This is a genomic window from Streptomyces tendae, from assembly GCF_008632955.1.
GTDB lineage: Bacteria > Actinomycetota > Actinomycetes > Streptomycetales > Streptomycetaceae > Streptomyces.
The window spans coordinates 4,918,323-4,944,098 of sequence record NZ_CP043959.1; the positions used below are offsets into that span (position 1 = coordinate 4,918,323).

Annotated in this window: 23 protein-coding genes and 3 pseudogenes; 17 read left to right on the forward strand and 9 right to left on the reverse strand. The window is 73.1% G+C overall.

Going from position 1 to position 25,776, the window contains the following annotated elements:
* The first annotated feature begins 77 nt into the window (after positions 1–77).
* Positions 78–755, forward strand: coding sequence for a TetR/AcrR family transcriptional regulator (locus F3L20_RS22650; protein WP_145825980.1), 678 nt, complete (start codon positions 78–80; stop codon positions 753–755).
* Here F3L20_RS22650 and F3L20_RS22655 read toward each other — a convergent pair.
* Positions 743–2,245 (reverse strand): LVIVD repeat-containing protein, encoded by a 1,503-nt coding sequence (locus F3L20_RS22655; protein ID WP_150155931.1) that lies wholly within the window; start codon positions 2,243–2,245, stop codon positions 743–745. The genes F3L20_RS22650 and F3L20_RS22655 overlap by 13 nt on opposite strands.
* A gap of 235 nt (positions 2,246–2,480) precedes the next feature.
* On the opposite strand from F3L20_RS22655, the gene F3L20_RS22660 reads away from it, so the two are divergent.
* Positions 2,481–3,119, forward strand: a complete 639-nt coding sequence (locus tag F3L20_RS22660; RefSeq protein WP_206338938.1) for a DUF305 domain-containing protein — start codon at positions 2,481–2,483, stop codon at positions 3,117–3,119.
* A 24-nt stretch (positions 3,120–3,143) separates the two neighbouring features.
* Here F3L20_RS22660 and F3L20_RS22665 read toward each other — a convergent pair whose 3' ends face one another.
* A complete protein-coding gene (locus F3L20_RS22665) occupies positions 3,144–3,608 on the reverse strand; it encodes a DUF6214 family protein (RefSeq protein WP_150155932.1) in 465 nt (154 codons plus the stop codon).
* A gap of 200 nt (positions 3,609–3,808) precedes the next feature.
* Between F3L20_RS22665 and F3L20_RS22670 the strand changes: the two genes are divergently transcribed.
* A complete protein-coding gene (locus F3L20_RS22670; RefSeq protein ID WP_150155933.1) occupies positions 3,809–5,152 on the forward strand; it encodes an FAD-dependent oxidoreductase in 1,344 nt (447 codons plus the stop codon).
* A gap of 21 nt (positions 5,153–5,173) precedes the next feature.
* Here the strand turns inward: F3L20_RS22670 and F3L20_RS34900 are convergent.
* Together F3L20_RS34900 and F3L20_RS22680 are read right to left on the reverse strand one after the other, a co-directional pair.
* Positions 5,174–5,345: pseudogene (locus F3L20_RS34900) on the reverse strand (amidase); the annotation flags it as partial.
* Between the two features lie 146 nt (positions 5,346–5,491).
* Complete coding sequence (locus tag F3L20_RS22680; RefSeq protein WP_150155934.1) at positions 5,492–5,845, reverse strand: ArsR/SmtB family transcription factor; 354 nt, start codon at positions 5,843–5,845, stop codon at positions 5,492–5,494.
* 123 nt (positions 5,846–5,968) lie between these two features.
* On the opposite strand from F3L20_RS22680, the gene F3L20_RS22685 reads away from it, so the two are divergent.
* A complete protein-coding gene (locus tag F3L20_RS22685) occupies positions 5,969–7,048 on the forward strand; it encodes an NADH:flavin oxidoreductase/NADH oxidase (protein ID WP_150155935.1) in 1,080 nt (359 codons plus the stop codon).
* A 253-nt stretch (positions 7,049–7,301) separates the two neighbouring features.
* Complete coding sequence (locus F3L20_RS22690; protein WP_150155936.1) at positions 7,302–8,105, forward strand: pectate lyase; 804 nt, start codon at positions 7,302–7,304, stop codon at positions 8,103–8,105.
* A gap of 80 nt (positions 8,106–8,185) precedes the next feature.
* On the opposite strand, the gene F3L20_RS22695 is transcribed toward F3L20_RS22690, so the two are convergent.
* A complete protein-coding gene (locus F3L20_RS22695) occupies positions 8,186–8,950 on the reverse strand; it encodes a PaaX family transcriptional regulator C-terminal domain-containing protein (RefSeq protein ID WP_150155937.1) in 765 nt (254 codons plus the stop codon).
* Between the two features lie 290 nt (positions 8,951–9,240).
* Here F3L20_RS22695 and F3L20_RS22700 point away from each other — a divergent pair, with 290 nt between their 5' ends.
* The 5 genes and pseudogenes from F3L20_RS22700 (at position 9,241) to F3L20_RS22720 (ending at position 14,989) form a co-directional block, all read left to right on the forward strand.
* Positions 9,241–10,929: an acyl-CoA dehydrogenase family protein gene (locus tag F3L20_RS22700; RefSeq protein WP_150155938.1), complete on the forward strand. Its 1,689-nt coding sequence runs from the start codon at positions 9,241–9,243 to the stop codon at positions 10,927–10,929.
* A 219-nt stretch (positions 10,930–11,148) separates the two neighbouring features.
* A pseudogene (locus tag F3L20_RS22705) lies at positions 11,149–12,232 on the forward strand (WD40/YVTN/BNR-like repeat-containing protein).
* Between the two features lie 70 nt (positions 12,233–12,302).
* A complete protein-coding gene (locus tag F3L20_RS22710; RefSeq protein ID WP_150155939.1) occupies positions 12,303–12,980 on the forward strand; it encodes a uracil-DNA glycosylase in 678 nt (225 codons plus the stop codon).
* Positions 12,977–13,984: an N-acetylglucosamine kinase gene (locus F3L20_RS22715; RefSeq protein WP_150155940.1), complete on the forward strand. Its 1,008-nt coding sequence runs from the start codon at positions 12,977–12,979 to the stop codon at positions 13,982–13,984. The genes F3L20_RS22710 and F3L20_RS22715 overlap by 4 nt, the downstream gene beginning before the upstream one ends.
* 82 nt (positions 13,985–14,066) lie before the next feature.
* A pseudogene (locus F3L20_RS22720) lies at positions 14,067–14,989 on the forward strand (sirohydrochlorin chelatase).
* Between the two features lie 610 nt (positions 14,990–15,599).
* Here the strand turns inward: F3L20_RS22720 and F3L20_RS22725 are convergent.
* Positions 15,600–17,087, reverse strand: a complete 1,488-nt coding sequence (locus F3L20_RS22725; RefSeq protein ID WP_150155941.1) for an FUSC family protein — start codon at positions 17,085–17,087, stop codon at positions 15,600–15,602.
* Positions 17,088–17,290: 203 nt separating this feature from the next.
* On the opposite strand from F3L20_RS22725, the gene F3L20_RS22730 reads away from it, so the two are divergent.
* The 3 genes from F3L20_RS22730 to F3L20_RS22740 all read left to right on the forward strand — a co-directional run bounded on the left by F3L20_RS22730 (position 17,291) and on the right by F3L20_RS22740 (position 19,358).
* Positions 17,291–17,767 (forward strand): Lrp/AsnC family transcriptional regulator, encoded by a 477-nt coding sequence (locus F3L20_RS22730; protein WP_145825993.1) that lies wholly within the window; start codon positions 17,291–17,293, stop codon positions 17,765–17,767.
* 19 nt (positions 17,768–17,786) lie between these two features.
* Positions 17,787–18,482: an HAD family hydrolase gene (locus F3L20_RS22735; protein WP_150155942.1), complete on the forward strand. Its 696-nt coding sequence runs from the start codon at positions 17,787–17,789 to the stop codon at positions 18,480–18,482.
* A 126-nt stretch (positions 18,483–18,608) separates the two neighbouring features.
* A complete protein-coding gene (locus F3L20_RS22740) occupies positions 18,609–19,358 on the forward strand; it encodes a DUF4142 domain-containing protein (RefSeq protein ID WP_145825995.1) in 750 nt (249 codons plus the stop codon).
* Positions 19,359–19,376: 18 nt separating this feature from the next.
* Here F3L20_RS22740 and F3L20_RS22745 read toward each other — a convergent pair whose 3' ends face one another.
* Complete coding sequence (locus F3L20_RS22745; RefSeq protein WP_150155943.1) at positions 19,377–20,144, reverse strand: LysR substrate-binding domain-containing protein; 768 nt, start codon at positions 20,142–20,144, stop codon at positions 19,377–19,379.
* A gap of 58 nt (positions 20,145–20,202) precedes the next feature.
* Here F3L20_RS22745 and F3L20_RS22750 point away from each other — a divergent pair, with 58 nt between their 5' ends.
* From F3L20_RS22750 to F3L20_RS22765, 3 genes are all read left to right on the forward strand, one after another.
* On the forward strand, positions 20,203–20,595 hold the full coding sequence (locus tag F3L20_RS22750; protein WP_150155944.1) for a DUF5997 family protein: 393 nt from the start codon (positions 20,203–20,205) through the stop codon (positions 20,593–20,595).
* 197 nt (positions 20,596–20,792) lie between these two features.
* Complete coding sequence (locus tag F3L20_RS22755) at positions 20,793–21,281, forward strand: hypothetical protein (protein ID WP_150155945.1); 489 nt, start codon at positions 20,793–20,795, stop codon at positions 21,279–21,281.
* A 471-nt stretch (positions 21,282–21,752) separates the two neighbouring features.
* Positions 21,753–22,835, forward strand: a complete 1,083-nt coding sequence (locus tag F3L20_RS22765) for a MerR family transcriptional regulator (RefSeq protein ID WP_150155947.1) — start codon at positions 21,753–21,755, stop codon at positions 22,833–22,835.
* Positions 22,836–22,911: 76 nt separating this feature from the next.
* On the opposite strand, the gene F3L20_RS22770 is transcribed toward F3L20_RS22765, so the two are convergent.
* Together F3L20_RS22770 and F3L20_RS22775 are read right to left on the reverse strand one after the other, a co-directional pair.
* Complete coding sequence (locus F3L20_RS22770; RefSeq protein WP_150155948.1) at positions 22,912–24,159, reverse strand: cation:proton antiporter; 1,248 nt, start codon at positions 24,157–24,159, stop codon at positions 22,912–22,914.
* A gap of 4 nt (positions 24,160–24,163) precedes the next feature.
* The gene (locus tag F3L20_RS22775; RefSeq protein WP_167534583.1) at positions 24,164–24,634 is read right to left on the reverse strand and encodes a cation:proton antiporter regulatory subunit; all 471 of its coding nucleotides are present in this window, start codon (positions 24,632–24,634) and stop codon (positions 24,164–24,166) included.
* 304 nt (positions 24,635–24,938) lie between these two features.
* Between F3L20_RS22775 and F3L20_RS22780 the strand changes: the two genes are divergently transcribed.
* Positions 24,939–25,775, forward strand: a complete 837-nt coding sequence (locus F3L20_RS22780) for a universal stress protein (protein WP_206338815.1) — start codon at positions 24,939–24,941, stop codon at positions 25,773–25,775.
* Position 25,776 lies beyond the last annotated feature (1 nt).

A 25,776-nucleotide genomic window follows, 5' to 3' on the forward strand; every position in this document is an offset into this window, starting at 1 on the left:
CGAAGCGGGCCCGCCAAGGGCCCGTCCGGGTGCGCTGAGTATAGTTGGCTGGCAACCAGTCAACGCAGGAGTCCAGCATGTCCCCGCGCAGCGCCCTGGTCAATGAAGAGTTGCGTCGGCGTTCCAAGGAGCGGCTGCTGCACGCGGCCGTCGAGCTGGTCGACGAGCGCGGTTACGAGGCGACGACACTGGCCGACATCGCCGACCGGGCGGGCTCCGCGCGAGGTCTGGTGTCGTACTACTTCCCGGGGAAGCGGCAGCTCGTGCAGTCCGCGGTGCACCGGTTGATGCACCGCACCCTGGAGGAGGCGCTGGAGCGCGAGCCGCGCACGGAGGACGGCCGGGAGCGGATGGCGCGGGCCGTCGACGCGATCCTGGGCCTGGCGCGGGAGCGCCCGGTGCTGATGCGCTGGCACATGGCGGGGCTGCTGCAGGCCGAGGGTTTCCTGCCCTGTCCCGAACAGCGGCGGCTGGCGGAGCTGCTCAGCGACACCGTGGCCCGGCACGGTTCGGACGACGTCGACGCCGACTACCCCATGCTGCGGGCGCTGTTGATGGGCGCCGTGTACGCGGCCGTGATGCCGGGGGCGCCGATGCCCGTACCGGTGCTGCGCGCCGAGCTGTTCAAGCGCTACCGGCTGGACTGGGAGATGGGCGTCCCGCCGGACCCCGAGGGGACCGGCGGGACGGAGGAGAAGGACCGGACGGACATGGCCCGGTTCTTCGCGACGGAGCCGGGGACTCAGTCGAAGTAGTCCGGCTGCGTCTGCACGTTGAGTTCCTTCATGTGGACCTTGCGGGCCGCGTCCGTGCGCTTGTCGTCGATCTTCAGGACGTCGAAGCCCTTGGCGATGTCGTTCGAGTAGATGTAGCCGTTGTAGTAGTACGCCGACCACGAACCACCGGTGACGAGCTGGTCGGTGGAGAGCGGACCGCGCTCGAAGTAGGCGATCTCCTTGGGCTTGCTGGAGTTGGTGAAGTCCCAGACGGAGATGCCGCCCTGGTACCAGGCCTGGACCATCAGGTCACGGCCGCGGACGGGGATCAGCGAGCCGTTGTGGGCCACGCAGTTCTCGGTGTCCGCCTGGTGGCGGGGGATCTTGAAGTAGCTGCGGAAGACCAGCTTGCTGCGGTCGCCCTTGCCGACGATGTCGTAGATGCCGTCCGCGCCGCGGTTGGGACCGATCTCCGCGTTGCAGGTGGCGGCGCCGCCACCGCCCAGCTCGTCGGTGAAGACGACCTTGTTGGCCTTCTGGTTGAACGTCGCGGAGTGCCAGAACGCGAAGTTGACGTTGTCCTGGACCCGGTCGATGACCTTCGGGCGCTCGGGGTCCTTGATGGAGAACAGGATGCCGTCGCCCATGCAGGCGCCGGCGGCCAGGTCCTTCGAGGGCAGCACGGTGATGTCGTGGCAGCCGGTGGTCTTGGAGACGCCCGGGTTGGTGGGCGCGCCCGGGTTGCCGCCGCCGTCCGGGCCCTCACCCGGGAACAGCACGGGGAAGCCGACCACGGCGGCCTTGTGCGGGGCCTTGCGCGGAACCTTGATCACGGAGATGCCGTCGTGCGGCGGCCGGCAGTCCGGGTAGGCCGCGTTCGGCGAGTACGAGGAGACGTAGACGTAGACGTTCTTGCGGTCCGGCACCAGCGTGTGGGTGTGCGAGCCACAGGCGGTCTCGACGGCGGCGACGTAGCGCGGGTTGCGCTTGTCGCTGATGTCGAAGACCTTCATGCCCTCCCAGGAGGACTTCTCGGTGGCCGGCTGCGTGGTGCTGTTGCAGCTGCTGTCGCTGCGCGAGGAGTCCGTCGACAGGAACAGCAGGTCGCCGGAGACGGAGATGTCGTTCTGCGAGCCGGGGCACAGCACCTGGGCGACCGTGCGGGGTGCCTTGGGGTTGCTGATGTCGAAGATGCGGAAGCCGTCGTAGTTGCCCGCGAAGGCGTACTTGCCCTGGAAGGCCAGGTCCGAGTTGGTGCCTGACAGCACGTCCTTGGGGATGTTGGCCACATGCTTGATGTTGGCGGAGTGGACGACCTCGTCCTGGCCGGGTATCTCACCGCTCTTGATGGCGGCCCGGGCCTCTGCCTGGTCGCTGCGTGACACGTCCTTCGCGGCGGCGGGCGAGTCCCCCGGATCGGGGATCGCGACGGCGGGGGCCGCGGTGAGCAGCGCGGCCAGCAGGCCACCTGCCGCCGCGGCAACTCCCAGCCGTCTCCGCCGGGTTCGGGAAACGCTCAACAGGATCACTGTTTTTCCTCCCTGGTTCCGTTCACGTCGGAACGGTTCGGCACCGGCAGTATCGTCGTCGACATGCACATACCAACAGGGGGCAACACCATCGCAACAAAGTTTTTTGATCAAAGTTGCGCGGAAGCGTGCTAGGACGGTCACCGACACTCACGAGGTGTTCCGCACCACCGCCGAGCGGGATCACCGCCAGCCACTGGAGGTCCATGTGCACAACCGCCGCCGCGTGCCGCGCCTGTCCGTCGTCACCGCCGGGCTGACCGCGCTGGCCGTCCTCGGGCTCGTGGGCTGCGACTCGGACGCGGACGACACCAGGTCGGCCCCCGCGACCGGGCCATCGGTGATCGCGCCCGGCGCGCCCGGCGAGGAGAACCGGACCCTGTCGGCCGAGGAGGCCCAGCAGCAGCGCACCGAGGACGACTCCCCCAACTCCGCGGACGTGTCCTACGCGCGGATGATGATCCAGCACCACGCGCAGGCGCTGGACATGACCGCACTCGCGCCCGGGCGCGCCGAGTCGGTGAAGGTGGTCAAGCTGGCCGAGCGGATCGCCGCCGCGCAGAAGCCGGAGATCGGCGCGATGCGGGGCTGGCTGCGCACCCACGGCAAGCCGGAGCAGGAATCGGGGCACGGGCACGACCACGCGACGATGCCCGGGATGGCCACCGAGGCGCAGCTGAAGCAGTTGCGCGCGGCCGAGGGCAAGGCCTTCGACCAGTTGTTCCTCACGCTGATGATCACGCACCACCAGGGCGCGATCACCATGGCCACGGACGTGAAGGGCGAGGGGAACAACATCCAGATCGAGGAGATGGCGGACGACGTGGTCGCGCAGCAGACCAGCGAGATCAACCGGATGCGCGACCTGCTGTGACGCCCCGCCGGGAGGGCGGGCCGCTCAGCGGCGGGCGTGTCGCGGGGAGAGCAGACCCGCGTCGCGCGTCCGCCCGATGAGCCGCAGCGCCCCGCGACGGCTGTATCCGGTCCGGTCCATCACCGCGAGGACCGGATCGGCGCCGCGTTCCTGCGCCGCGCGGTAGGTGCGGGCCACCAGCGGCCACTGCGTCCGCCCGCCGGACGGGCCGGAGCCGTCCCGGTGCGCACCGCCGGCGTCCTCCTCGCGTTCCGGTTCCGGCTCGGCGCCGCAGGCCTCGGCCAGCGGTCCTTCGATCCAGTCGGCGAACACGGCCAGGTCCTCCAGGGCGAGCGCCGGGCGGGCCTGGACGTCCTCCACGCAGACCCACCCCTCGCACACCGTCGCCAGCGCCTCGATCGTGGCCCCGTCACGGAAGGCCACCCGCACATGGAGCCACCGGGTGGCCCGCTCGCCCTCCCGCACCTCCCACGCGGGCCACACGGACACCGCACCCTCCGCCGGAGAGCGATCGGAAAGTTGAAGAAAAGATGCCTCGAGCACACAGGCAACGTAACCGTGTGATCAGTTTCCCTTCGTAGGAACACGCACCCCGGACGGCCGACGGCACCCTGTCAGCGGAGTGCGGACGGTGCCATGCTGGAGGCATCGGCGATCTCCTGTCGATCCCCCGGGGTGAGGAGTTCCGCGTGCTGCGTGTCGCCGTCGTCGGATCCGGGCCCAGCGGGTGCTACACCGCGCAGAGCCTCGTCCAGCTCGATCCCCAGGTGCGCGTCGACGTCCTGGACCGCCTGCCGTGCCCCTACGGTCTGGTCCGCTACGGCGTGGCACCGGACCACGAGAAGATCAAGTCGCTGCAGAACAACCTGCGCGCGGTGCTGGAGCACGAGCGCGTGCGCTTCCTGGGCGCGGTCCGCGTCGGCCCGGACGGGGTGCCGCCCGCCCGGCTGCGGGAGCTGTACCACGCGGTGGTGTACTGCGTGGGCGCCGCCACGGACCGGCGGCTGGGCATCCCGGGCGAGGAGCTGCCGGGCAGCTGGTCGGCGACCGAGTTCGTGTCCTGGTACAGCGCGCACCCGGACGCCGCCGACACGGGGTTCCTGCGCGGGGTGCGGTCCGCGGTGGTCGTCGGCGTGGGGAACGTCGCCGTGGACGTCACCCGCATGCTGGCCCGCGGGGCGGGTGAGCTGAGCCCGACCGACATGCCGCACGGTGCGCTGACCGCGCTCGCGGCGAGCGAGGTGACGGACATCCACATGGTGGGCCGACGGGGTCCGTCGCAGGCCCGCTTCACCACCAAGGAGCTGCGCGAGCTGGGGACGCTGCCGGACACGGGGGTCGAGGTCGACGCGGCCGAGGCGGCGCTGGACCCGGAGTTCACCGACCCCGCCGGGCTGTCCCCGCCCCGCCGCCGCAACGTCGAGGTGCTGCGCGGCTGGACCGGGCCGGCGCGCCCCGGCGTCCGGCGCCTGATCCGGCTGCGCTTCTTCCTGCGCCCGGTCGAACTGCTCGCCCGGGACGGCAGGGTGGGCGCGGTGCGCTTCGAGCGGACGGCGCCGGACGGACGGGGCGGGGTCACCGGGACGGGCCGCTTCGAGGTGATCGAGGGCCGGCTGGTGCTGCGGTCGGTCGGCTACCGGGGCGTACCGCTGGAAGGGCTGCCGTTCGACCCCGCGACGGGCACGGTGCCGCATCTCGCGGGGCGGGTGCTGCGCGGGGGTGCGGTCGCACCGGGCGAGTACGTGGCGGGCTGGATCAAGCGGGGTCCGACCGGCGTCATCGGCACGAACCGCTCCTGTGCCAAGGAGACGGTGACGTCCCTGCTGGAGGACGCCCCGTCGCTGACCCGGCGGGATCTGCCCGGTGACCCGCTGACGGCCCTGCGGGCGCAGGGCGTCGACCCGGTGGCGTGGCCGGGCTGGCAGGCCATCGAGCGTGCCGAGGCCCGCCTGGGCGCCACCCTGGGGCGTGGTGTCGTCAAACTCCCCGACTGGGAGGCACTGCTGGCCGCGGCCCGGGACGAGGGCGGGTAGTCCGGGCCCGCAGCCGGGACGTCACGTACGGGGGCCGGCCGGCGTCAGCACGCCGAGGCGGTCCTCGATCTCCTGGGCGGCTGCCAGGCACAGGTCCTTCCGGAACGCCCCCGACGACCTGCACCCCGCACGGCAGTCCGTCGCGCGTTCCCGCCGGTACGGCCACGGCGGGCACGCCCACGAAGCAGCGTGCGGGCGACGGCGGACTCACCGGCCACGTCCTCTTCGGGTGACGGCGCAGGAGACCGAGGACTTACCGCACGCGCACCTCTCCGGGCTGCGGGAGCGCCTCGGCGTCACCGCCCCCGACGACACCGCCCGACCTCGCCGGGCGGCACGTCAGGACTGTGCGTCCCGCGCCGCCTGCCGGCGCGCCGCGACGAGGAGGGCGTCGAGGAGGCCGGGGAACAGGGCGTCCAGGTCGCCCCGGCGCAGGCCGTTCATCTTGGCGGTGCCCTCGTAGACCTGCTGGATCACACCGCTCTCGCGCAGCACGCGGAAGTGGTGCGTGGTGGTGGACTTGGTGACCGGAAGGTCGAAGTAGGAGCAGGACAACGCGGCCTCGGCGTCCGCGAGTTCGCTGACGATGCGCATCCGGACAGGGTCGGACAGCGCATGCAGCACGGACTCCAGCCGGATCTCGTCCCGCGCGGGGTGGGGCAGGACGCGGCGGCTGGGAAGGGCGGTCGTCACGGCGGCTCCATGGTGCTCCGGGAGCCCTCATTGTACGAGACCCTTCGTAGTTTGACATCCGCCGTACTACGACGGCTATCGTACGAGTCGCACACCCGCCGTCTCCGCCGAATGGAGCTCATCGTGAGCACGCTCTTCGAGCCGTACACCCTGCGCGCCCTGACGATCCCCAACCGCGTGTGGATGGCCCCGATGTGCCAGTACTCCGCGGCGCCGGACGGCCCGGAGGCCGGCGCCCCGAACGACTGGCACTTCGCGCACTACGCCGCCCGCGCCACCGGCGGGGTGGGCCTGATCGTCGCCGAGGCCACCGCGGTGTCGCCCGAGGGCCGCATCTCGCCGTACGACCTGGGCATCTGGAACGACACCCAGGTCGAGGCGTTCCGCCGGATCACCCGCTTCCTCGCCGCGCACGGCACCGTGCCGGCCGTCCAGCTCGCGCACGCCGGACGCAAGGCCGCGACCGACCGGCCCTGGAAGGGCGGGGCTCCGCTCGGACCGGACGACCACGCCTGGCGGCCGGTCGCACCCAGCGCGGTCGCCTTCGACGAGCGCCACCAGGTGCCGGACGAGCTGAGCACGGAGCAGATCCGGGAGATCGTCGGCCAGTTCCGCGCCGCCGCCCGCAGGGCGCTCGCGGCCGGTTTCGAGATCGCCGAGATCCACGGCGCCCACGGCTACCTGATCAACGAGTTCCTCTCCCCGCACTCCAACCACCGCACCGACGCCTACGGCGGTTCGTACGAGAACCGGACGCGGTTCGCGTTCGAGGTGGTGGACGCCGTGCGCGAGGTGTGGCCGGACGACAAGCCGCTGTTCTTCCGCGTCTCCGCCACGGACTGGCTGGACGCCGACGGCTGGACCCCGGACGACACCGTGCGTCTCGCCGCCGACCTGCACGCCCGCGGCATCGACCTGCTCGACGTCTCCACCGGCGGCAACGCCCCAGGCGTCCGCATCCCGACCGGCCCCGGCTACCAGGTGCCGTTCGCCGCGCGGGTGCGCCAGGAGACCTCGATGCCCGTTGCCGCCGTGGGTCTGATCACGGACGCCGAGCAGGCGGAGAAGATTCTCGCCAACGGCGAGGCCGACGCCGTGCTGCTCGGCCGTGAGCTGCTGCGTAACCCCTCCTGGGCCCGGCAGGCCGCCCGCGAGCTGGACGCGCGGGTCCGCGTGCCGGACCAGTACCACCGTTCCGTCTGACCAGTTCACCACCAGAGCGTCGCGCCGGCGGCCCGGGAACCCCTCGCGGTTTCCGGGCCGTCGGCGTCCGTCGTTCCTGACCGGATACGGACCACGCGAGGCGTTGACCAGAAAGCGCTTTCCCTCTACGTTCCGTTCATCGACGTGACCGAGCCGTGACGGCTGAACGCTCGCGACCCCCATGTCGTACGTCAGCCTGAACGCTGTTCATCCACATGGCTCGACACCCCCACATCACGACAGAAGGAACGACATGACACCCGCGACACGACCGCGCGCCCGCGGGCGCGCACTGACCGGCGCGCTCGCCACCCTGAGCCTTACGGTTGGCATGCTCCTGACCAATGCGGCCTCGTCCGCGCAGGCTGCCACCTGGCCGACGCCCAACGGCAGCCAGGGCGTCTCCTCCACCATCTCGGTGTCGGGCACCAAGGACTACGGGATGAAGCGTCTCTACGGCACCGGCGACCTCGGCTCCGGCGGCCAGGACGAGGACCAGGGCCCGATCCTGAAGTTGTCGGACGGCGCGGTCCTCAAGAACGTGATCCTCGGCGCCCCCGCCGCCGACGGCATCCACTGCGAGGGCTCCTGCACGCTGCAGAACGTCTGGTGGGAGGACGTCGGCGAGGACGCGGCCACCTTCAAGGGCAAGTCGTCCGGCGCGGTCTACACCGTGAGCGGCGGCGGCGCGAAGGAGGCCAGTGACAAGGTCTTCCAGTTCAACGGCGCGGGCACGCTGAACGTCTCCCAGTTCGCAGTCCGGAACTTCGGGACCTTCGTCCGCTCCTGCGGCAACTGCTCGACGCAGTACAAGCGGACGATCAACCTCAACTCCATCGAGGTGACCTGGAAGGGCGGCCGGATCGCCGGCATCAACACCAACTACGGCGACAGCGCGACCCTGCGCGACATCACGATCGTCGGCGACAGCGGCAAGAAGATCGTGCCGTGCCAGAAGTACATCGGCAACAACTCCGGCAAGGAGCCGAGCAGCAACGGTTCGGGCGCTGACGGCACGTACTGCAAGTACAGCTCGTCCGACATCACCTACCGGTAGCCCCCACGGGCAGCGGCCGTACGGGACGTCCCGCAGGCGTCCCGTACGGCCGCCGGCCTCCGCGAGCCGCCCCCGTGCGGTCAGGCCCCGCCCACCAGCGAACGCACCTCCCCCTCCAGCTCCCGCCGGTAGTCCGCGTACGCCGCCCGCAACTCGTCGCCCGGCCAGTCCGGGGGCAGCAGGGCCGCGGGCAGCACCGGGTCGGCGAGGAGGTGGCGCACCACGGCCGCGAACAGGGTCAGCCGCTCGGCCGGACGCCCGGTGCGCCCGACGTGCCCGAGCAGCGCACGCGCCGCGTCCGACCAGGCATCCAAGGGCCAGAGGAGTGCGGCGAGTGCGGCGGCGGGCCGCGCGGGGCGGATGGTGCCCCGTTCGGCCACCTCGTCCAGCCCGGCGGGGAGCGGGCGGTCCAGGTTGGCGGGGCGCAGCCAGACCCCCTCGCGCAGCTCGGCGAGGCGGAGACCGGTCAGTCTGGTGCGCAGGTCCGCCCGTTCGGCGGGGCCGCGCCCGGTCGCGGTGACGACCACCAGTTCCCAGTCCCCTTCCCACGCGCGCGTACGCGGCCGTACGGACTCGTCCTGGCGGCGCTGGCGCTCCAGCAGCCGGTCGCTCAGGCGGTAGCCGACGTCGGTGCGCCGCAGGTCACCGGAGGCCACCATCCGGCTGAGCGCCGCCCGCAGCGTCGAACCGCCGACGTCGAAGCGCTCCACCAGCCGTCCGAGCTCGCGCGCCGGGAGCTCCGGCGGGTGCGTGCCCAGCAGCAGACTGAGGATCACCGACCGTGCGGAGAGCGGGCGCAGCGGCGGTTCCTCCGGTGCCGGCTCCGCCGGGTTCTCGCTCCCCATGGATCCGTACTTTAGGGCTCCCCATCACGCCCTGTTTCCGTCAGGCGGCCGTTGAGGGCTGCTGCGCCGTCACCGTGACGCCGTGCCGGCGCCCGCCGGCCTGGGGCACACGCCACCGAGCACGGCTGGCCCACCGGCGAGGAACGCCCTCCGCACCGGCGGGGCCGAGGTCGTCGACACCGTGGTCCGCAGCGTCGCCTGACTGGCGGCGGAGCTGACTCTGAGCGGGACGACGTGCACTGATGTGTTGCACTATTGATGCGTCCGCAGAAATGATGCAACACTCAGCCATGACCCTCACACGCGCGGACGAGCCGCAGCAGGCCGCCTTCGGACTCGACGTCGCCGGCGGCGCCACGCACGACGTCACCAACCAGCCTCCTCCCTCGGCCCCCTACGACGCGTCCGACGACGCCGCCCTGCTGGAGGGACTGCGCCGGGAGGGGGCCGGCTGGGCGGAGGAGGACCTGCGCAGGCTCGGACGACTCGCGGGCAGCGAGGAGGCGCAGGAGTGGGCCGACCAGGCCAACCGTCACGAACCCGAGCTACGCACGCACGACCGGTACGGGCACCGCGTCGACGAGGTCGACTTCCACCCGAGCTGGCACCACCTGATGCGCACGGCTGTCGCCGAAGGGCTGGCCGGCTCCCCCTGGGCGGACGACCGACCCGGCGCGCACGTGGCCCGCACGGCGGGCGGACTGGTATGGGGCCACACCGACGCGGGACACGGCTGCCCCACGTCCATGACGTACGCGGCGGTCCCCGCCCTGCGCCGGCAGCCCGAGCTGGCGAAGGTCTACGAGCCGCTGCTGACGAGCCGTGCGTACGACCCGGGGCTGCGCGTGCCGGCCGAGAAGCGCGGGCTGCTGGCCGGCATGGGGATGACCGAGAAGCAGGGCGGCTCCGACGTGCGGACGAACACCACCGCCGCCACGCCGACCTCCGAGCCCGGCGTCTACACCCTGCGGGGCCACAAGTGGTTCACCTCGGCACCGATGTGCGACGTCTTCCTGGTGCTGGCCCAGGCCCCGGGAGGGCTGTCCTGCTTCCTGGTGCCCCGGGTGCTGCCCGACGGCACCCGCAACACCTTCCGCATCCAGCGTCTCAAGGAGAAGCTGGGCAACCGCTCCAACGCCTCCTCCGAGCCCGAGTTCGACGGCACCGTCGCCTGGCTGGTGGGGCCCGAGGGCCAGGGCGTGAAAACCATCATCGAGATGGTCAACTGCACCCGGCTGGACTGCGTGATGATGTCGGCCGCCCTGATGCGCAAGACGCTCGTCGAGGCGGGCCACCACGCGCGGCACCGCGCCGCCTTCGGTGCGCGCCTGCTGGACCAGCCGCTGATGCGCAACGTGCTGGCCGATCTCGCGCTGGAGTCCGAGGCCGCCACCGCCCTCGCCCTGCGGCTGGCCGGTGCGGCGGACCGCGCGGTGCGCGGGGACGAGAAGGAGGCCGCGTTCCGGCGGATAGCGACGGCCGTCGGCAAGTACTGGGTCACCAAGCGCGGTCCGGCCTTCACCGCCGAGGCGCTGGAGTGCCTCGGCGGCAACGGGTACGTCGAGGAGTCGGGCATGCCCCGGCACTACCGTGAGGCCCCGCTGCTGTCGATCTGGGAGGGCTCGGGCAACGTCAACGCCCTCGACGTACTGCGGGCGGTCGGCCGCGACCCGGCGACCGCGCAGGCGCTGTTCGACGAACTATCCCTCGGCCGTGGGGCTGACGCCCGGCTGGACGCCGCCGTGGCCGGTCTGAAGGACCAGCTGGCCGTGGGGTCGCAGGTGACGGCCCGGCGGCTGGTGGAGCGGATGGCGCTGACCCTGCAGGCGTCCCTGCTGGTCCGGCACGCGCCGACCGCGGTGGCGGACGCCTTCTGCGCCACCCGGCTCGGCGGCGACTGGGGGCACGCCTTCGGGACGCTGCCTGCGGGATCCGGTCTGGACGCGATCGTGGAGCGGGCGTTGCCGGGGCAGGGCTGAGCCGGCGTCGGGGCACGGCTGAGCCCCGGCCGGGACCGGGCTTGGCCGGGGCCGGGTCCGGTCGCCGTGCGGACGGGTCGTCGCGCCTTCGGCGTTCGGCCGCCTCACCGCTGTGACCTGCGGAGAGGCCGCGCCCTGGGGTCACTGTCAGTGGTGGGGTGCACACTGACCGGTGTCCTGATCGAGGACGTCGAAGGCGACGTCACGGAGGTGATCGGCATGACCGAGGTACTGCTGGCCGTGGGCACCCGCAAGGGCCTGTTCATCGGGCGCCGGCGAGGCGGCTCCTGGGAGTTCGACGAGGCCCCCTACTTCAACGCGCAGGCCGTGTACTCGGTCGCGATCGACACGCGGGGGCCGAACCCCCGGCTGCTGGCCGGCGGGGACAGCGCGCACTGGGGACCGTCGGTGTTCCACTCGGACGACCTGGGCCGCAGCTGGACCGAGCCGGCCCGCCCGCCGTCAAGTTCCCACCCGACACGGGCGCTTCGCTGGAGCGGGTGTGGCAGCTGCACCCGGCCGCCGCCGAGCCGGACGTGGTGTACGCGGGGACGGAACCGGCCGCGCTGTACCGCTCGGAGGACCGCGGGGAGTCCTTCGAGCTGGTCCGGCCGCTGTGGGAGCACCCCACCCGCTCCAAGTGGGTGCCGGGCGGCGGCGGCGAGGGCCTGCACACGGTGCTGACCGACGCGCGTGACCCGCGGGCGGTGACGGTCGCCGTCTCCACGGCGGGCGTGTTCCGCACCCAGGACGGCGGCGCGAGCTGGACCCCGTCCAACTCGGGGTGTCCGCCGTGTTCCTGCCGGACCCGAACCCGGAGTTCGGGCAGTGCGTGCACAAGGTCGCCCGGGACGCGGCGGACCCGGACCGGCTGTACCTGCAGAACCACTGGGGGGTCTACCGCAGCGACGACGCGGGCGGGAAGTGGACGGACATCGGCGAGGGGCTGCCGTCGACCTTCGGTTTCGCCATGGCGGCCCACCCGCGTCGCGGCGGCACCGCCTACGTGTTCCCCATCAACGCCGACGCCGACCGGGTACCGGCCGGCCGGCGATGCCGCGTCTACCGTACGGCGGACGCCGGGGGCAGCTGGGAGCCGCTGTCGGCGGGGCTGCCGCAGGACGACCACTACGGCACGGTGCTGCGCGACGCGATGTGCAGCGACGACGCCGACCCGGCGGGCGTCTACTTCGGCAACCGCAACGGAGAGGTGTTCGCGTCCGCCGACGACGGCGACAGCTGGCGCCAGTTGGCCTCCCACCTGCCGGACGTGCTGTGCGTGCGGGCCGCGGTCGTCGGGTGAGGTACGTGATCCCGCCAGGTCCGGGCCACGGGTTGATCTCCGCCGCCGTCACGGCAGTAGGGTGACGCCCGTGGCACCACGACCCTTGAACGAGATCGTCGAAGCGGGCTGGGCGCAGGCCCTCGAACCGGTGGCGGGACGGATCGCCGCGATGGGGGATTTCCTCCGCGCGGAGATCGCCGCGGGACGCACCTACCTCCCCGCGGGGGCGAACGTCCTGCGGGCCTTCCAGCAGCCCTTCGACGAGGTACGCGTCCTGATCGTCGGGCAGGATCCGTACCCCACCCCGGGGCACGCGGTGGGCCTGAGCTTCTCCGTCGCGCCCGACGTACGCCCCCTGCCCGGCAGCCTGATCAACATCTTCCGCGAGCTGAACGACGACCTGGGCCTGCCCCAGCCGTCGAACGGCGACCTCACCCCGTGGACCGAGCAGGGCGTGCTGCTGCTCAACAGGGCGCTCACGACGGCCCCGCGCAAGCCCGGTGCCCACCGCGGCAAGGGCTGGGAGGAGGTCACCGAGCAGGCGATACGCGCGCTGGCGGCGCGGGGCAAGCCCCTGGTCTCCGTCCTGTGGGGGCGTGACGCCCGCAACTGCCGCCCGCTGCTGGGTGATCTGCCGGCCGTGGAGTCGGCGCACCCGTCACCGATGTCCGCGGACCGCGGGTTCTTCGGCTCGCGCCCGTTCAGCCGTGCCAACGACCTGTTGATCCGTCAGGGCGGGCAGCCGGTGGACTGGCGCCTGCCGTGACCGCGGCGGGTTACCTCGCCGTGGACTCCGGCGGCTCCGGCCTGCGGGCCGTCGTCGGAGTGCGCGGGCGGGGCGCGTTGGCCCGGGCGGTCTCGGACGTGCCGGTGCGCACCGGCGACCGCGGCCTCGACCCCGGTCACTTCATGGAGCAACTGGTCCCGATGGCGCGGGTGTTGTGCGCCGAGGCCGGGCTGGAGCGCCTCGGCACGGCGGTGATCGGCGCGGCCGGGCTGGCCAGCCTGGGTGACGCGCTGCGCGCCGAGCTGCCGGGCGGGCTCGCCCGTGAACTGGGCGTGGACCGCGTGGCGTTGGCCGCCGACGCGGTGACGGCGTACGTGGGTGCGCTCGGACCCCGGCCCGGTGCGGTGATCGCGGCGGGGACGGGTCTGATCGCGGTCGGCACCGATCTGGCCGGCTGGCGGCGGGCGGACGGCTGGGGCCATCTGCTCGGCGACTGCGGCGGCGGTGCGTGGATCGGGCGGGCGGGCCTGGAGGCCGCGCTGCGCGCGCACGACGGGCGGGACGGGGGCTCCGCGCGGCTGCTGGCGGCCGCCGAGGAGCTGTTCGGGCCGGTGACCGGGCTGCCCGGCCAGGTGTACCCGCGGGACGACCGGGCGGCCGTGCTCGCCTCGTTCGCCCCGCGCGTGGGCGCGTGCGCGGTGGACGGTGACCCGGTGGCCGTGGACGTCCTGCGGGCGGCGGCCCGGCACATGGCCGATTCCGCCGCGGCCGTGTGCCCCGCCGAGGGTGAGCGTGTGGTCGGGTGCACCGGCGGTCTGTTCGGGCTCGGTGCCGCGCTTGTGGGGCCGCTGGACGAGCGGTTGGCGGAGCGGCTGCCCGGGGTGCGCCGAGTCGGCGCCGAAGGGGATCCGCTGCACGGCGCGGTGCGGATCGCCGAGGACCTCGCCGCAGGTCACCTGACTCTTCCGCGTGACGAGAAGATGCTGTGTGTGACCGGCGCGGGAGTCGAGGAGATCGCCCGCACGGCCGACCCCCGTACGTAACTCATCCGACAAAACCGGACGGATACCGCTCACCTGCACCCTCCCGAACAGGGAGCCCGGGAAGCCACTAACATGCCGCAACATGAGCACCCCCACTGGGCCGCGTCCGGCCTGCCCGTACGAATGCCGCGCCCCCGCCAGCCCGGACGGCACCGCCGTCCCGAACCCCTGGTGGCTCCCGAGGACGCGCCCGCGCTCGTCCTCGCCGTGCCGGGTACGCCCAGTAGTGCCACCCGCTCGCTCGCCGACGAGGTCGTGAGCATCGCACGTTCCGAGCTGCCCGGTCTCGACGCCCGGATCGGCCACCTCGACGGCGACGACGAGGAGTACCCCTCGCTGACGTACGTCCTCGCCCGCGCGGCCGAGGAGCGCACCGCCCGTTACGAGCAGGCGCGCGCCGCCGGCTCGGACGTCAAGGAGCCCGACGGCCCGGTCGCCGTCGTCGTCCCGCTGCTCGCCGGCCCGGACAGCGCGCTGCTGCGCCAGATCCGCCAGGCCGTGATGGACAGCCGGGTCGCCGCCGAGCTGACCGATGTGCTGGGCCCGCACCCGCTGCTCGCCGAGGCGTTGCACGTGCGGCTGTCCGAGGCGGGTCTGGCGCGTGCCGACCGCGCCCGGCTGTTCACCGTGGCGACCGCCGCGGACGGCATCATCCTCGCGTCCGTGGGCGGCGACGAGGCGGTGCAGGCGGCCGGTATCACCGGCATGCTGCTCGCCGCGCGCCTCGCCGTGCCGGTGATGGCCGCGGCCCTCGACCAGGAGGGCTCCATCGCCTCCGTGGCCGAGCAGCTGCGCAACGCCGGTTCGCAGCAGCTGGCGCTGGCGCCGTACCTGATCGGCCCGGAGATCGACGGCTCGCTGGTGGAGGAGGCCGCGAAGGAGGCGGGCTGCCCCGCGTCCGAGGCGCTGGGCCCGTACCCGGCGATCGGCAAGCTGGCCCTCGCCAAGTACACGACCGCCCTGGGCATCGCCCCGCAGCAGGCCCAGAGCACGCCGGCCCACTGACACCAGTCATCCCCGCAGGACGCCGAAAGGGCCCGCTCCGATCAACCGGAGCGGGCCCTTCGACGTACGCGGCGCACGGCGCCGACCGCGCTCGGCCACGGTGCCTCACGCCCCACGGCGGGACCCCGTGACGCGGTCGGCCCGCGTCGGCCCGGGCGGTTCGGGTTTCGTGAGCACAGGGCCTGCTCGTGTCCGGGCAGGCCTGTACCCGGAGAGCCGACACCACCGGCCGCGGCGGCATGTCCCGGACCTCGCGCGCCACCCAGGTCGGAAGGCGGCGTCGGCCGGTCGGGTACGCGTCGGCCCATCCGACGCACCACGGAAGCGGCCGCCCGGCTGTCACTGTGACGGGCACGTGGCCCGACGGCGGTGCACGCGGGCGAGGCTCGACTGAGCGCGTTGTCGCGCCCTCCGGCTGCGACGCGGAGCCGCGTCCGGCGCGCCCCAGGTGTGTGAGCCGAGCCGGGGGCGGCGGGCCGCGCCCGGCGGCACGCCCGGCGCTGGCGTCCACCGGCGCGCTGCTCGCGGCGGGCTCCGCCGGGCCACGCAGGCGGGCCCCCCGCGTCAGTGGGGCTCAGGCTCATGGAAATGGGCCTGCGGGCCGGGCGGGTCAGGTGCCTACGAGGGGGGAGCCCGGTGGGGTGCGGAGGGGGGTGGAGAGTTCGGCGAGGGCCCGTTCCAGGCTGTGGAGGTGGGCCAGGGCCGGTTCCGTCGCGGGCGGCGCCGTGCGGACCACGATGTCCCGGCCGCCCGTGAGGGCCTCGACGGCCGCCTCGACGCGCCAGCAGGCCGCGGCCAGGCGGGCGTCGTGCGAGGCCTCCGGGTCGGCGGCGACGGCGACGAGGCCGCGGATCTCCCGGGCGCAGTCGTCGAGCAGCGCGAGTACCCGGCGCGCCCGCCGCTTGCGGCCGAGCATGGGGTTGAGCGGGTGCACGAGCGGCGCCACCGACAGGCGTACCCGGGCGAGGAGCTGCTCCAGCTCCGTGACCGTGGGCGCCGGGTCGGCGTCCGGTGTCCCGGCGAGCCGTGCGGCCGTCTGCGCGGTGCAGGCGTGGACGCAGCGCAGCGCCCGCTGGATCCAGGCGTCGGTGACGCTGTGGGTGGACACCGGCAGCACGAACACCACCGCCAGGGCGGCGCCCAGCGCACCCACGCCGGTCTCCACCATCCGCAAACCCAGCAGGGCCGGCGTGAGCACGCCGAGGAGGCCGTAGAGCATGGCGGCGAGCACCGTCACCCAGAGCATCATCCAGGTGTACGAGACGGCCGCCGTGTAGAAGATGCCGAAGACGGAGACGGCGACGACCAGGGCCGTGACCGGTCCGTCGCCGTGTGCGGGGACGGCGACGAGCAGCGCGAGCGCGGCGCCGACGACCGTGCCCAGCACCCGGCGGAAGCCGCGCACCAGGGTTTCGCCGCGCGAGGTGGTGTTGACGAAGACCCACCAGCTGGCGCCGACCGCCCAGTACCAGCGCTCCCCGGACACCAGCTGGCCCACGAGCAGGGCGAAGCCGGAGCCCGCGGTCGCCTGGACCGCCTGGCGGGTGGTGATGCGGGCCAGTCCGGTGCCGCCGGGCGGTGCCGGTACGACCGCCGGGGGCAGCCGGCGCTCGTAGCACCACAGCCCGAACCGCACCGCCGCCGCGGTCCCCACGGACAGCAGCACGGAGACGCACAGCTCGGGGAGCTGGGCGGTGTCGGGGTGCAGGAACTGCGCCGCGAAGTAGGTCATGAAGGCGAAGACGCCCAGGCTGTGCCCGCGGGGCCCCCAGCGCCTGGCGTACACGCCCAGCCCGACCACGGCGAGGAAGGCGAGGTCGCGGGCGACCGGCTGGTCCTGGAGCAGCGCGGCGGCGGCGAGGACGGGCAGGCCGGCGGCGGGCAGCAACCCCGTGGTGACGGCCTGCCCGCGGACGGTCGCGTCGGTGACGGTGAACAGGGCGAGGAGCGCGGCGAGCCCGCCGGTGATCATGCCGGTGAGCGAGTGCCCGGCGAGGCCGCAGACGACGACGGCCGACCCGATGCCGAGCACGGCCCGCGCCGCGAATCGCAGCCGGATCCGGCCCGGATCCGGAGCCATGAACACCTTCTTCAGCACCTACCGCCCCCTGGGAGTTCGTACGACCTGTGTCGTGGCATGAAAAAGGCGCCGCAGGTCCGCAGCGCCATTGACACACCCATATCAGCATCCTTCCCGCCACTGGCTCAACCGACTCCGGATCGACTGGTCCGTTGGTACAGTCGTTCCGGCATCTCGACGGCCATCCCCGTGCCAATGGCCGACTTCGGAGCGACGACCGCGTGGCCGTGGACGAACTGGACACCCGCATCCTGCGGCTGCTGCTGGAGCAGCCGCGCACCAGCGTGCGCGAGTACGCCCGGCTCCTGGGCGTCGCGCGCGGCACGCTCCAGGCGCGGCTGGACCGCATGGAGCGCGACGGCGTGATCACCGGCACCGGCCCGGCCCTCTCCCCCGCCGCGCTGGGCCACCCCGTGCTGGCGTTCGTGCACATCGAGGTCACCCAGGGGCACCTCGACGAGGTGGGGGACGCGCTGGCCGCCGTACCGGAGATCGTGGAGGCGTTCTCGATCACCGGCGGCGGCGACCTGCTGACCCGGGTGGTGGCCCGCGACAACGCCCACCTGGAGGACGTGATCCAGAAGCTGATCGGACTGCCCGGCGTGGTCCGCACCCGCAGCGAGGTGGCGCTCAGGGAACGCGTCCCGCACCGGCTGCTGCCGCTGGTGGAGTCGATCGGCCGGACGGCACGGAAGTAGCCCCTGCCATGCTGGACCCATGAGCGCACTCGGCACCCTCTCGGTCGTCTTCGATCTCGACGGAACACTCGTGGACAGCGAGCCGAACTACTTCGAAGCGGGCCGCAGGACGCTCGCCGAACACGGCGTCCCGGACTTCTCCTGGGCGGAGCACGAGCGCTACGTCGGCATCAGCACCCGCGAGACGGTCACCGACTGGCGCAGCCGGTACGGGCTGTCCGCGTCGGTGGACGAGCTGGTCGCGGTGAAGAACCGCCACTACCTCGAACTGGCCCGGACGAAGACGGATGTGTTCCCGCAGATGCGTACCTTCGTGGAACGGCTGGCGGGCGAGGGCGTTCCACTGGCCGTGGCGTCGGGTTCGTCGGCCGAGGCGATCGACGCGATCCTCTCCGGCACCGGCCTGGACGCGTATCTGCGCACCGTCGTGTCGGCCGACGAGGTCCCCCACGGCAAGCCGGCCCCGGACGTCTTCCTGGAGGCGGCGCGCAGGCTCGGCGCGCGGCCCGCGGACTGTGTGGTGGTCGAGGACGCGGCCCCGGGCGCGGCCGCGGCGCACGCGGCCGGGATGCGCTGCATCGCCGTCCCCTACGTCGCGGCGCAGGCCGACGCGCCGGAGTTCGCCACGGCCGGCCTGCTCCTGCGTGGCGGCCAGGCCGAGTTCACGGCGCGGGCCGCGCTCGACTGGCTGGCCGCCTCGGACCGACGCCCCTGACGCGTCCGGGCGGTGTCGCGGCCGCGTCGCTCCGAGGCGGCCGAAAATTCTTTCCGGAACGGTGATTGTTACGCGCTCTCCGTCCGTACTTCCTGGTGTTGGGCCGTTCTTATCCCAGGAGGCACGATGCGCATCTCGCGCAGCACGGCAGGAACCGCGTTCGTGGGCGGAGCCATGATCCTCACCCTCACCGCGCTGGCCTATCCCACCATGCTGGGCGTACAGACCACTTCCACCAAGCCGGACCGGGTGGTCGCCAACACCAACTACGGCCCGCTGACCGAGGCGGACCGGGACTTCGTGGTGAAGGTGCGTGCGGCCGGGCTGTGGGAGCACCCCCTGGGGCTGCTGGCGATGGAGCGGGGTACGACGCCCGAGATGAAGGAGGCGGGCGAGCACCTGGTCGTCGGCCACGGCCGGCTGGACGCCAGCTGCCGCAGAATATCCCTGGAGCTCGGCATCACGCTGCCGAACCAGGCGTCACCGCAGCAGCAGGGCTTCGTGGAGACAGTCAAGGCCACGAACGGCAAGGAGTTCGACTCCACGGCGGTGAACATCATGCGGGTGACCCACGGGCAGATCTTCCCCGCCATCGCCAACATCCGGGCCAACACCCGCAACACGCTGATCCGGCAGCTCGCGGACCAGGCCAACGACACCGTGCTCGACCACATCACGGTGCTGGAGAAGACGGGGCTGGTCAATCACGAGCAGGTCAACTTCCAGCAGACCAGCCCGCCGAAGCTGCCCCGCGAGCAGGTGACGCCGCCGGCGCCGCAGGCGGGCGCGCCGGTGCTGTCCCTGCCGATCCCCAAGGAGCTGGAGGACCTCAACACGGCCTCCCCGGCGCCGTCGCCGTCGCCGACGGTGCGGTAGGGCGGTCGCGGGCCGCGGTCAGGACCTGCGGCGGGGCTTGCCCCGTCGCGGGTTCGTCGCCGAGCCGCCGGTTCCCGCCCGGCGGCCCCGTCCGCCGGCCCCGGCGGGCGGCTGCCGGCGACGGCCCTCGACCCGGCCCTCGCCCTCGCGCTTCTTCTCCGGCGCCGGCTGCGGCCGGCGGCCGCGGGTGCTGTTGACGGTCCGGCCGCGCACGATCCCGATGAAGTCCTCCACCAGGTCCGTGGTCTCCCCCTCGGGCCAGGACAGCGCCACGCTCGACGCGGGAGCCTCCTCCAGCGGGCGGTGGGCGAGGTCCTTGCGGTGGTGCAGCCGGGCCAGCGACAGCGGCACGACGAGCACGCCGATCCCGGCCGCGACCAGCTCGACGGCGTCGGCCGTGGTGGCGGGGCGCTCCAGGGCGGGCCGCCCGGGCAGGGTCTCCCAGTCGAGCACGTCGTCCAGCGGGTGCAGCACGATGTCGTCCGCGAGGTCCTCCAGGGTCACCGAGTCGGCCGCGGTGACCACATGATCCTTGGGGACCACCACCACCGTCTGCTCGGTGTAGAGGGGGATGGCGCTGAGTACGGTCCGGTCGACGGGAAGCCGGACGAGGCCCGCGTCGGCGCCGCCGTCCAGCAGCAGCCCCTGCGCCGTGCCGACGGGCACCTGCGTGAGGGTCAGCGGGACGTCGGGCTGCCGCTCGTTCCAGACGCGCACCCATTTGTCGGGCATCACACCGGGTACGTACACGAGCCGGAACGAGGGGGACACTTCCGAGCCTGTCACCTGGCCAGGTTACCGGCCGTGGTCGGCGGCCGTGCACACGCTCGATACCCTGGACGCCATGACGCAGCACCAGAGCACCCAGACGATGAAGCCCGCGACCGCGGCGAAGAAGCTGGGTGTGTACCTCGATGCCACCCCCGCCGAGTTCCAGGAGGGTGTCGTCTCACGCGCGGAACTGAACGCGCTCCAGACCGATCCGCCGCAGTGGCTGCGCGACCTCCGGCGTGACGGCCCGCACCCGCGCCCCGTGGTCGCGGCCAAGCTGGGCGTCTCCATCTCCGGTCTGGCGCGCGGCGGAGTGACCGAGCCGCTGACCACCGAGCAGATCGAGGCGCTGAAGCAGGAGCGTCCCGAGTGGCTGGAGCGTGAGCGCGCCACCCAGGCCGAGGTCCGCAAGGAGACGGCCCGGCTCAAGAAGCGCGACGCGGAGCGCGCGGAGCAGGACGACTGACGTCCCGCGGGCACCCTCGGACACCCCCAGCCGGTTCCCGGTCCCGGGGGTGTTCTCGTCCCGCCATGGCCGGCGCCCGCGCCCCCACCGGAAACGTCGATCCGCCCCACCCCTTCCGATGGATAGAAATATCTACGAACATATGGCGCTACCGCACGCGCCCGGAGCGGCGCGGCCGACCGTGCCCGGGGTGGGACATGCACAGCGTCAGGTGGAAGCAGGCCGTCGAGTGGCTGGCCGCGGCGGCCACGGACCCGCAGGAATGCAAGCGCCAGTGGGACCGCGGCCAGGGGACGGCGCTGCTGGCCGCGGGCCGCTACTGGGACGTGCTGAGCGTGCCCGACCGTCTCGGGCTGCTGGCCCTGGACCTGCTGTGGCAGGATCCGCTCGAACTGCCCGGCCCCACGCTGGTGGACGTCACGGCACGCCGCGTGGGGTTCTTCCTGCCGACCGACCCCGGAAGCGAGTGGGTCGGGTTCGGCGTGCGGCACGTGAGCCGGGGCTCGTGGGTGGCCGTGCCGCCTCCCTACCGTCCCGCCGGGCGCCTCGAGTGGCTGGTCCCACCGGACGGCAACGGCACCCTGCACGCGGCGGAGCCGCTGGAGCGGGCGCTGCGCCGGGCGACCGGCACGCTCGCGGTGCTCGCCCCGGTCAGTGCGGATCCGGCGGTGGCGGACCGTTGGTGAGGTCCGGTCGCGGCCCCTCTTCCCCGGGGACCTCCGGGGACAGCAGTGGGACGGGGACGCGGAACGGCACAGCGGGCACCGGAGCCCGGTCGCCCGGGGCCGCGGCGGCGAAGGAGGCCCACGGGCCGTCCGGGTGCCCCGGGACCGTGTGGCCCTTCGCCCGCCACTCCGCGACGAGTTCCGCGTAGATCGGTGTGTTCGCCACGTGACCGCCGGTCAGTCGCGCGTAGGGCCGGGTCCGGCTCACGGCGTCGTGCCCGAGAAGGCGCCGTGCCGTCTCAGTGCTGTCCATGCAGGAGCAACGCGCCGCCGTGCGCCGGTGGTACGCCGTGGGCTCCACCTCCGCCCGTGCGGGTGACACCGTCACCCGTGCGGCCGTACATGCCTTGGCGGGCGCCACGCGGCGGTCCGCGGGCGGGGTTTGACCCTCGACCTTGTCGAGGCAGCAGGGTCCGGGGTGTGGAGAGCGAGATGCGCAGCATTGGTGAGATGGCCCGCGACAGCGGGCTGGGCGTCAGCGCCCTGCGGTTCTACGACCGTGCCGGTGTCCTGGTGCCCGACCGGGTCGACCCGGTCACCGGTTACCGCTGGTACGCGCCGGAGCAGCTCGACGAGGCACGGGTGCTGGCCCGGTTGCGCCGGGCCGGCATGCCGCTGGCGGACATCCGGCTGGTCCTGGCCGGCTGGACGGCCGCCGACACCGATCTCGTACGACAGCTCCTGGAGGCGCATCTGCGCCGGCTGGAGGACGGGCTGTCGTCCGCCCGCGCCGAGTTCTCCGCGCTCCGAGCCCTACTCGACGACAGGGAGAACCCCATGACCTCACCCCACGCCGGCACCGCCGTCCGGCTGTCCGTCTCCGGCCGGGATCTGGCCGCCGCGCTGGACACCGTCCGCTTCGCGGCCGGCACCGACCCGGAGCTGCCGGTGCTCGCCGGCGTCCACCTGGACGTGGAGGGTGACGCCCTGAGCGTGGTGGCGACGGACCGGTACCGGATGGCCGTGGCCCGCACCGCCGCCGAGGGGCATCGAGGAGGGCGTGTGCAGGCGACCGTGCCGCTCCCCCTCGTCGACGCGATGCGGGCGCTGCTGGACGGCGCGGACGAGACCCGCCTCGCGCTGGACGGCGACCGCGTGACTCTGGAGGCGGGCGACCGGCAGACCGGCGGCCGGTGTCTGGACCAGGACTTCCCCGACTACCGGCGCCTGGTGCGGCTGCCTGCCGGACGGCGTGCCGAGGTGGACGTGCCGGCCCTCAGCGAGGCGGTGCGCACGGGTCCCGTCCGCCTGCACGAGGACGAGGCGGACGCGGTGAGCCGTGAGCTGACGGTGCTGGAGGTGTCGGACGACGGCCGGGTCGGCCCGGTCGCGGAGGGGACGGACGCCAAGGACCCCGTCGCCGTGAACCGGGCGTTCCTGCTGGACGCGCTGGCCGCGGGAGCCCGCGACCGGCTGGTCCTGGAGTTCGGCGCCTCCACGGCGCCCCTCGCGATCCGCCGGCCCGACGACGAGCACGCCTTCTCCCTGCTGATGCCGGTGCGCCTGGCCGACTGAGCCCCCGCGACGCGCGTCGGCCCGGGCAGTCCCCTCGCGGGACTGCCCGGGCCGACGGTGCGGATGCCGTGCGGGTTCAGCGGTCGCGGCCGCTGTCCTCCACCGGCTCCAGCGTCTCCGCCGCGGGCGTGGAGCGCTGGGCCACCATCGCGTCGGGCGAGGTCGTGCCGCGCCGGGCCAGACGCAGCGCGATCGGCTCGGTGTAACGGGCGGTGAGCGGGCCGAGCACGACCAGGACCAGGACGTACGCCGTGGCCAGCGGGCCGAGCTGGGGTTCGATGCCGGCGGTCACCGCGAGGCCGGCGATGACGATGGAGAACTCGCCGCGCGCCACCAGGGTGCCGCCCGCGCGCCAGCGGCCCTTCTTCGAGATGCCGGCCCGGCGGGCCGCCCAGTAGCCGGTGGCGACCTTCGTGAGCGCGGTGACCACGGCCAGGCCGAGCGCCGGGAGGATGACCGGCGGGATGGACTGCGGGTCGGTGTGCAGGCCGAAGAAGACGAAGAACACCGCGGCGAACAGGTCGCGCAGCGGCGCCAGCAGGTTGTGCGCGCCCTCGGCGACCTCACCGGACAGGGCGATGCCGACGAGGAACGCGCCCACGGCGGCCGACACCTGGAGCTGCTGGGCGAGACCGGCGACCAGCAGGGTCAGACCGAGCACGACGAGCAGCAGCTTCTCCGGGTCGTCGCTGGAGACGAAGCGGGAGATCACGCGGCCGTAGCGGACGGCGACGAAGAGCACGAGACCGGCGACGCCCAGCGCGATGGCGAGGGTGACGCTGCCCGCGGCGAGGCTGACACCGGCCAGCAGCGCGGTGATGATCGGCAGGTAGACGGCCATCGCCAGGTCCTCGAGCACCAGGATGCTGAGGATGACCGGGGTCTCTCTGTTGCCGAGCCGGCCCAGGTCGCCGAGGACCTTGGCGATGACGCCGGACGAGGAGATCCAGGTGACGCCCGCCAGCACCACGGCGGCGACCGGCCCCCAGCCCATGAGCAGGGCGAGGGCGGCGCCGGGAAGGGCGTTGAGCGTCATGTCGACGAGACCGGCGGGGTACTGCGTCTTCAGGTTGGAGACGAGGTCGGTGGCCGTGTACTCCAGACCGAGCATGAGGAGCAGCAGGATGACGCCGATCTCGGCGCCGATCGCCACGAACTCCTCGCTGGCGCCGAGCGGCAGCAGACCGCCCTCGCCGAACGCGAGGCCGGCCAGCAGGTAGAGGGGGATGGGCGAGAACTGGAGGCGTCCGGCGAGGCGGCCGAGCAGGCCGAGGCCCAGGATGATCGCGCCGAACTCGATGAGGAAGATCGCGGAAGAGTGCACGCGCTCACTCCCGCCCGAGGATCTCGGCGGCGGCGTCGACGCCCTCGCGCGTGCCGATCACGATCAGGGTGTCCCCGCCGGCCAGCCGGAAGTCCGGCGGCGGGGAGGGGGTGGCCTCCGCCCTGCGCAGCACGGCCACGATCGACACTCCCGTGTCGGTACGCATCCGGGTCTCGCCGAGCAGCCGCCCGTTCCAGTAGGAGACGGAGGACAGCTCGATACGCTCGGCGACCAGCCCCAGGTCCGTGGTGTGCAGCAGGTTCGGGCTGTGGTGGGCCGGCATCAGCGCGTCGATCAGCGCGGCCGACTCGGCGGTGCTCAGCCGCATCGAGCGGGCGCAGGCGTCCGGGTCGTCGGAACGGTACACGTTGACCGTCCGGGCACCGTCGCGGTGCGCGATGACGGACAGGTGCTCGTGCTCACGCGTGGTGAGGTCGTATTTCACACCGATGCCCGGCAGCGGTGTCGCGCTCATCCGTGGAGCAGGCACAGCCCGTCCCCTTCCCGTTCTTCTCATGTCGTCCGAGACGTGGGGCTCGACGGACCGTCGCACGGCACCGGGTTGCGACCCTCACTGACGTAATGGTGCCATCCCGCCAATGGGCCGGAACATGGGTGTTGTCACGGATGGACAGCCCTGGGAGCCACGGCGAGGATCGCCTAGGACTTCGTGTTGTCCCAGGTCAGCGGGGCGCTCCGGACAATCGACCGGAAACCGGACGCGTACCGGGCGTCCGGCGGGGGTACTCGGTGGCACCTTCCGCGGACGGGAGTGTGTGGTGGACGACACGGTGATCGTCGGGGTGGACGGTTCGCCCTCCAGCCTCGACGCCGTCGACGTGGCGGCCGAGGAGGCGCGACTGCGCGGTGCGCGCCTGCGGATCGTGCACGCGTTCACGCGCTCCGCCGACCTGGACCCGATGATCCACGGCGTGCTGGCCGAGGCCGAGCAGCGGGTCCACGAGCGCGTGCCGGAGCTGGAAGTCGTGCGCACGGTGGTGTCCGGTGAGGCGCTGACCGTGCTGCGGGCCGAGGCGCGGCACGCGGTGCTGACCGTGCTGGGCCGTCGCGGCCGGAGCGCGTTCCGCGATCTGCTGCTGGGGTCGACGTCCCTGCAGATGGCGACACACGCGCACGGCCCGGTGATGGTGGTGCGCGGGCGGCCCGAACCCCAGGGGCCTGTCCTGCTGGCCGTGGACGGCTCACCGGCCGGGAACGCCGCAGCGTCCTTCGCGTTCACGGAGGCGGAGAGGCGCGGGGCGCCGCTGATGGCGATGCACGTGTGGAACACCTGGACCGAGCCCACGCCGTACGAGAGCCCGGCCGATCCGCTGAGCGTGGTGGTGGACCTCTCCCAGCTCGAACGCCGGCACCGGCAGCTGCTGGAGGAGGCGGTGAGGCCCTGGATGGACGCGCATCCGGAGGTCCTCGTCCAGCCGCGCCTCGAACGGGCCCGGGTGCGGCCCGCCCTGCTGGCGGTGACGCGCGAGGCGCAGCTGGTGGTGGCCGGAGCGCGCGGTCACGGCGGGGTCGCCGGGATGCTGCTCGGCTCGGTCAGCCAGGCGCTGCTGCACCATTCGGACTGCCCGGTCACCGTGGTGCGGTTCCTGGGCTGAG

What these genes read in the sequence shown, in the direction of transcription:
- F3L20_RS22650 (WP_145825980.1), top strand. Translation starts at nt 78, where the DNA reads ATGTCCCCGCGCAGCGCCCTGGTCAATGAAGAGTTGCGTCGGCGTTCC.
- F3L20_RS22690 (WP_150155936.1), top strand. Translation starts at nt 7,302, where the DNA reads ATGACACCCGCGACACGACCGCGCGCCCGCGGGCGCGCACTGACCGGC.
- F3L20_RS22695 (WP_150155937.1), bottom strand. Translation starts at nt 8,950, where the DNA reads ATGGGGAGCGAGAACCCGGCGGAGCCGGCACCGGAGGAACCGCCGCTG.
- F3L20_RS22700 (WP_150155938.1), top strand. Translation starts at nt 9,241, where the DNA reads ATGACCCTCACACGCGCGGACGAGCCGCAGCAGGCCGCCTTCGGACTC.
- F3L20_RS22735 (WP_150155942.1), top strand. Translation starts at nt 17,787, where the DNA reads ATGAGCGCACTCGGCACCCTCTCGGTCGTCTTCGATCTCGACGGAACA.
- F3L20_RS22740 (WP_145825995.1), top strand. Translation starts at nt 18,609, where the DNA reads ATGCGCATCTCGCGCAGCACGGCAGGAACCGCGTTCGTGGGCGGAGCC.
- F3L20_RS22750 (WP_150155944.1), top strand. Translation starts at nt 20,203, where the DNA reads ATGACGCAGCACCAGAGCACCCAGACGATGAAGCCCGCGACCGCGGCG.
- F3L20_RS22755 (WP_150155945.1), top strand. Translation starts at nt 20,793, where the DNA reads ATGCACAGCGTCAGGTGGAAGCAGGCCGTCGAGTGGCTGGCCGCGGCG.
- F3L20_RS22765 (WP_150155947.1), top strand. Translation starts at nt 21,753, where the DNA reads ATGCGCAGCATTGGTGAGATGGCCCGCGACAGCGGGCTGGGCGTCAGC.
- F3L20_RS22775 (WP_167534583.1), bottom strand. Translation starts at nt 24,634, where the DNA reads ATGAGCGCGACACCGCTGCCGGGCATCGGTGTGAAATACGACCTCACC.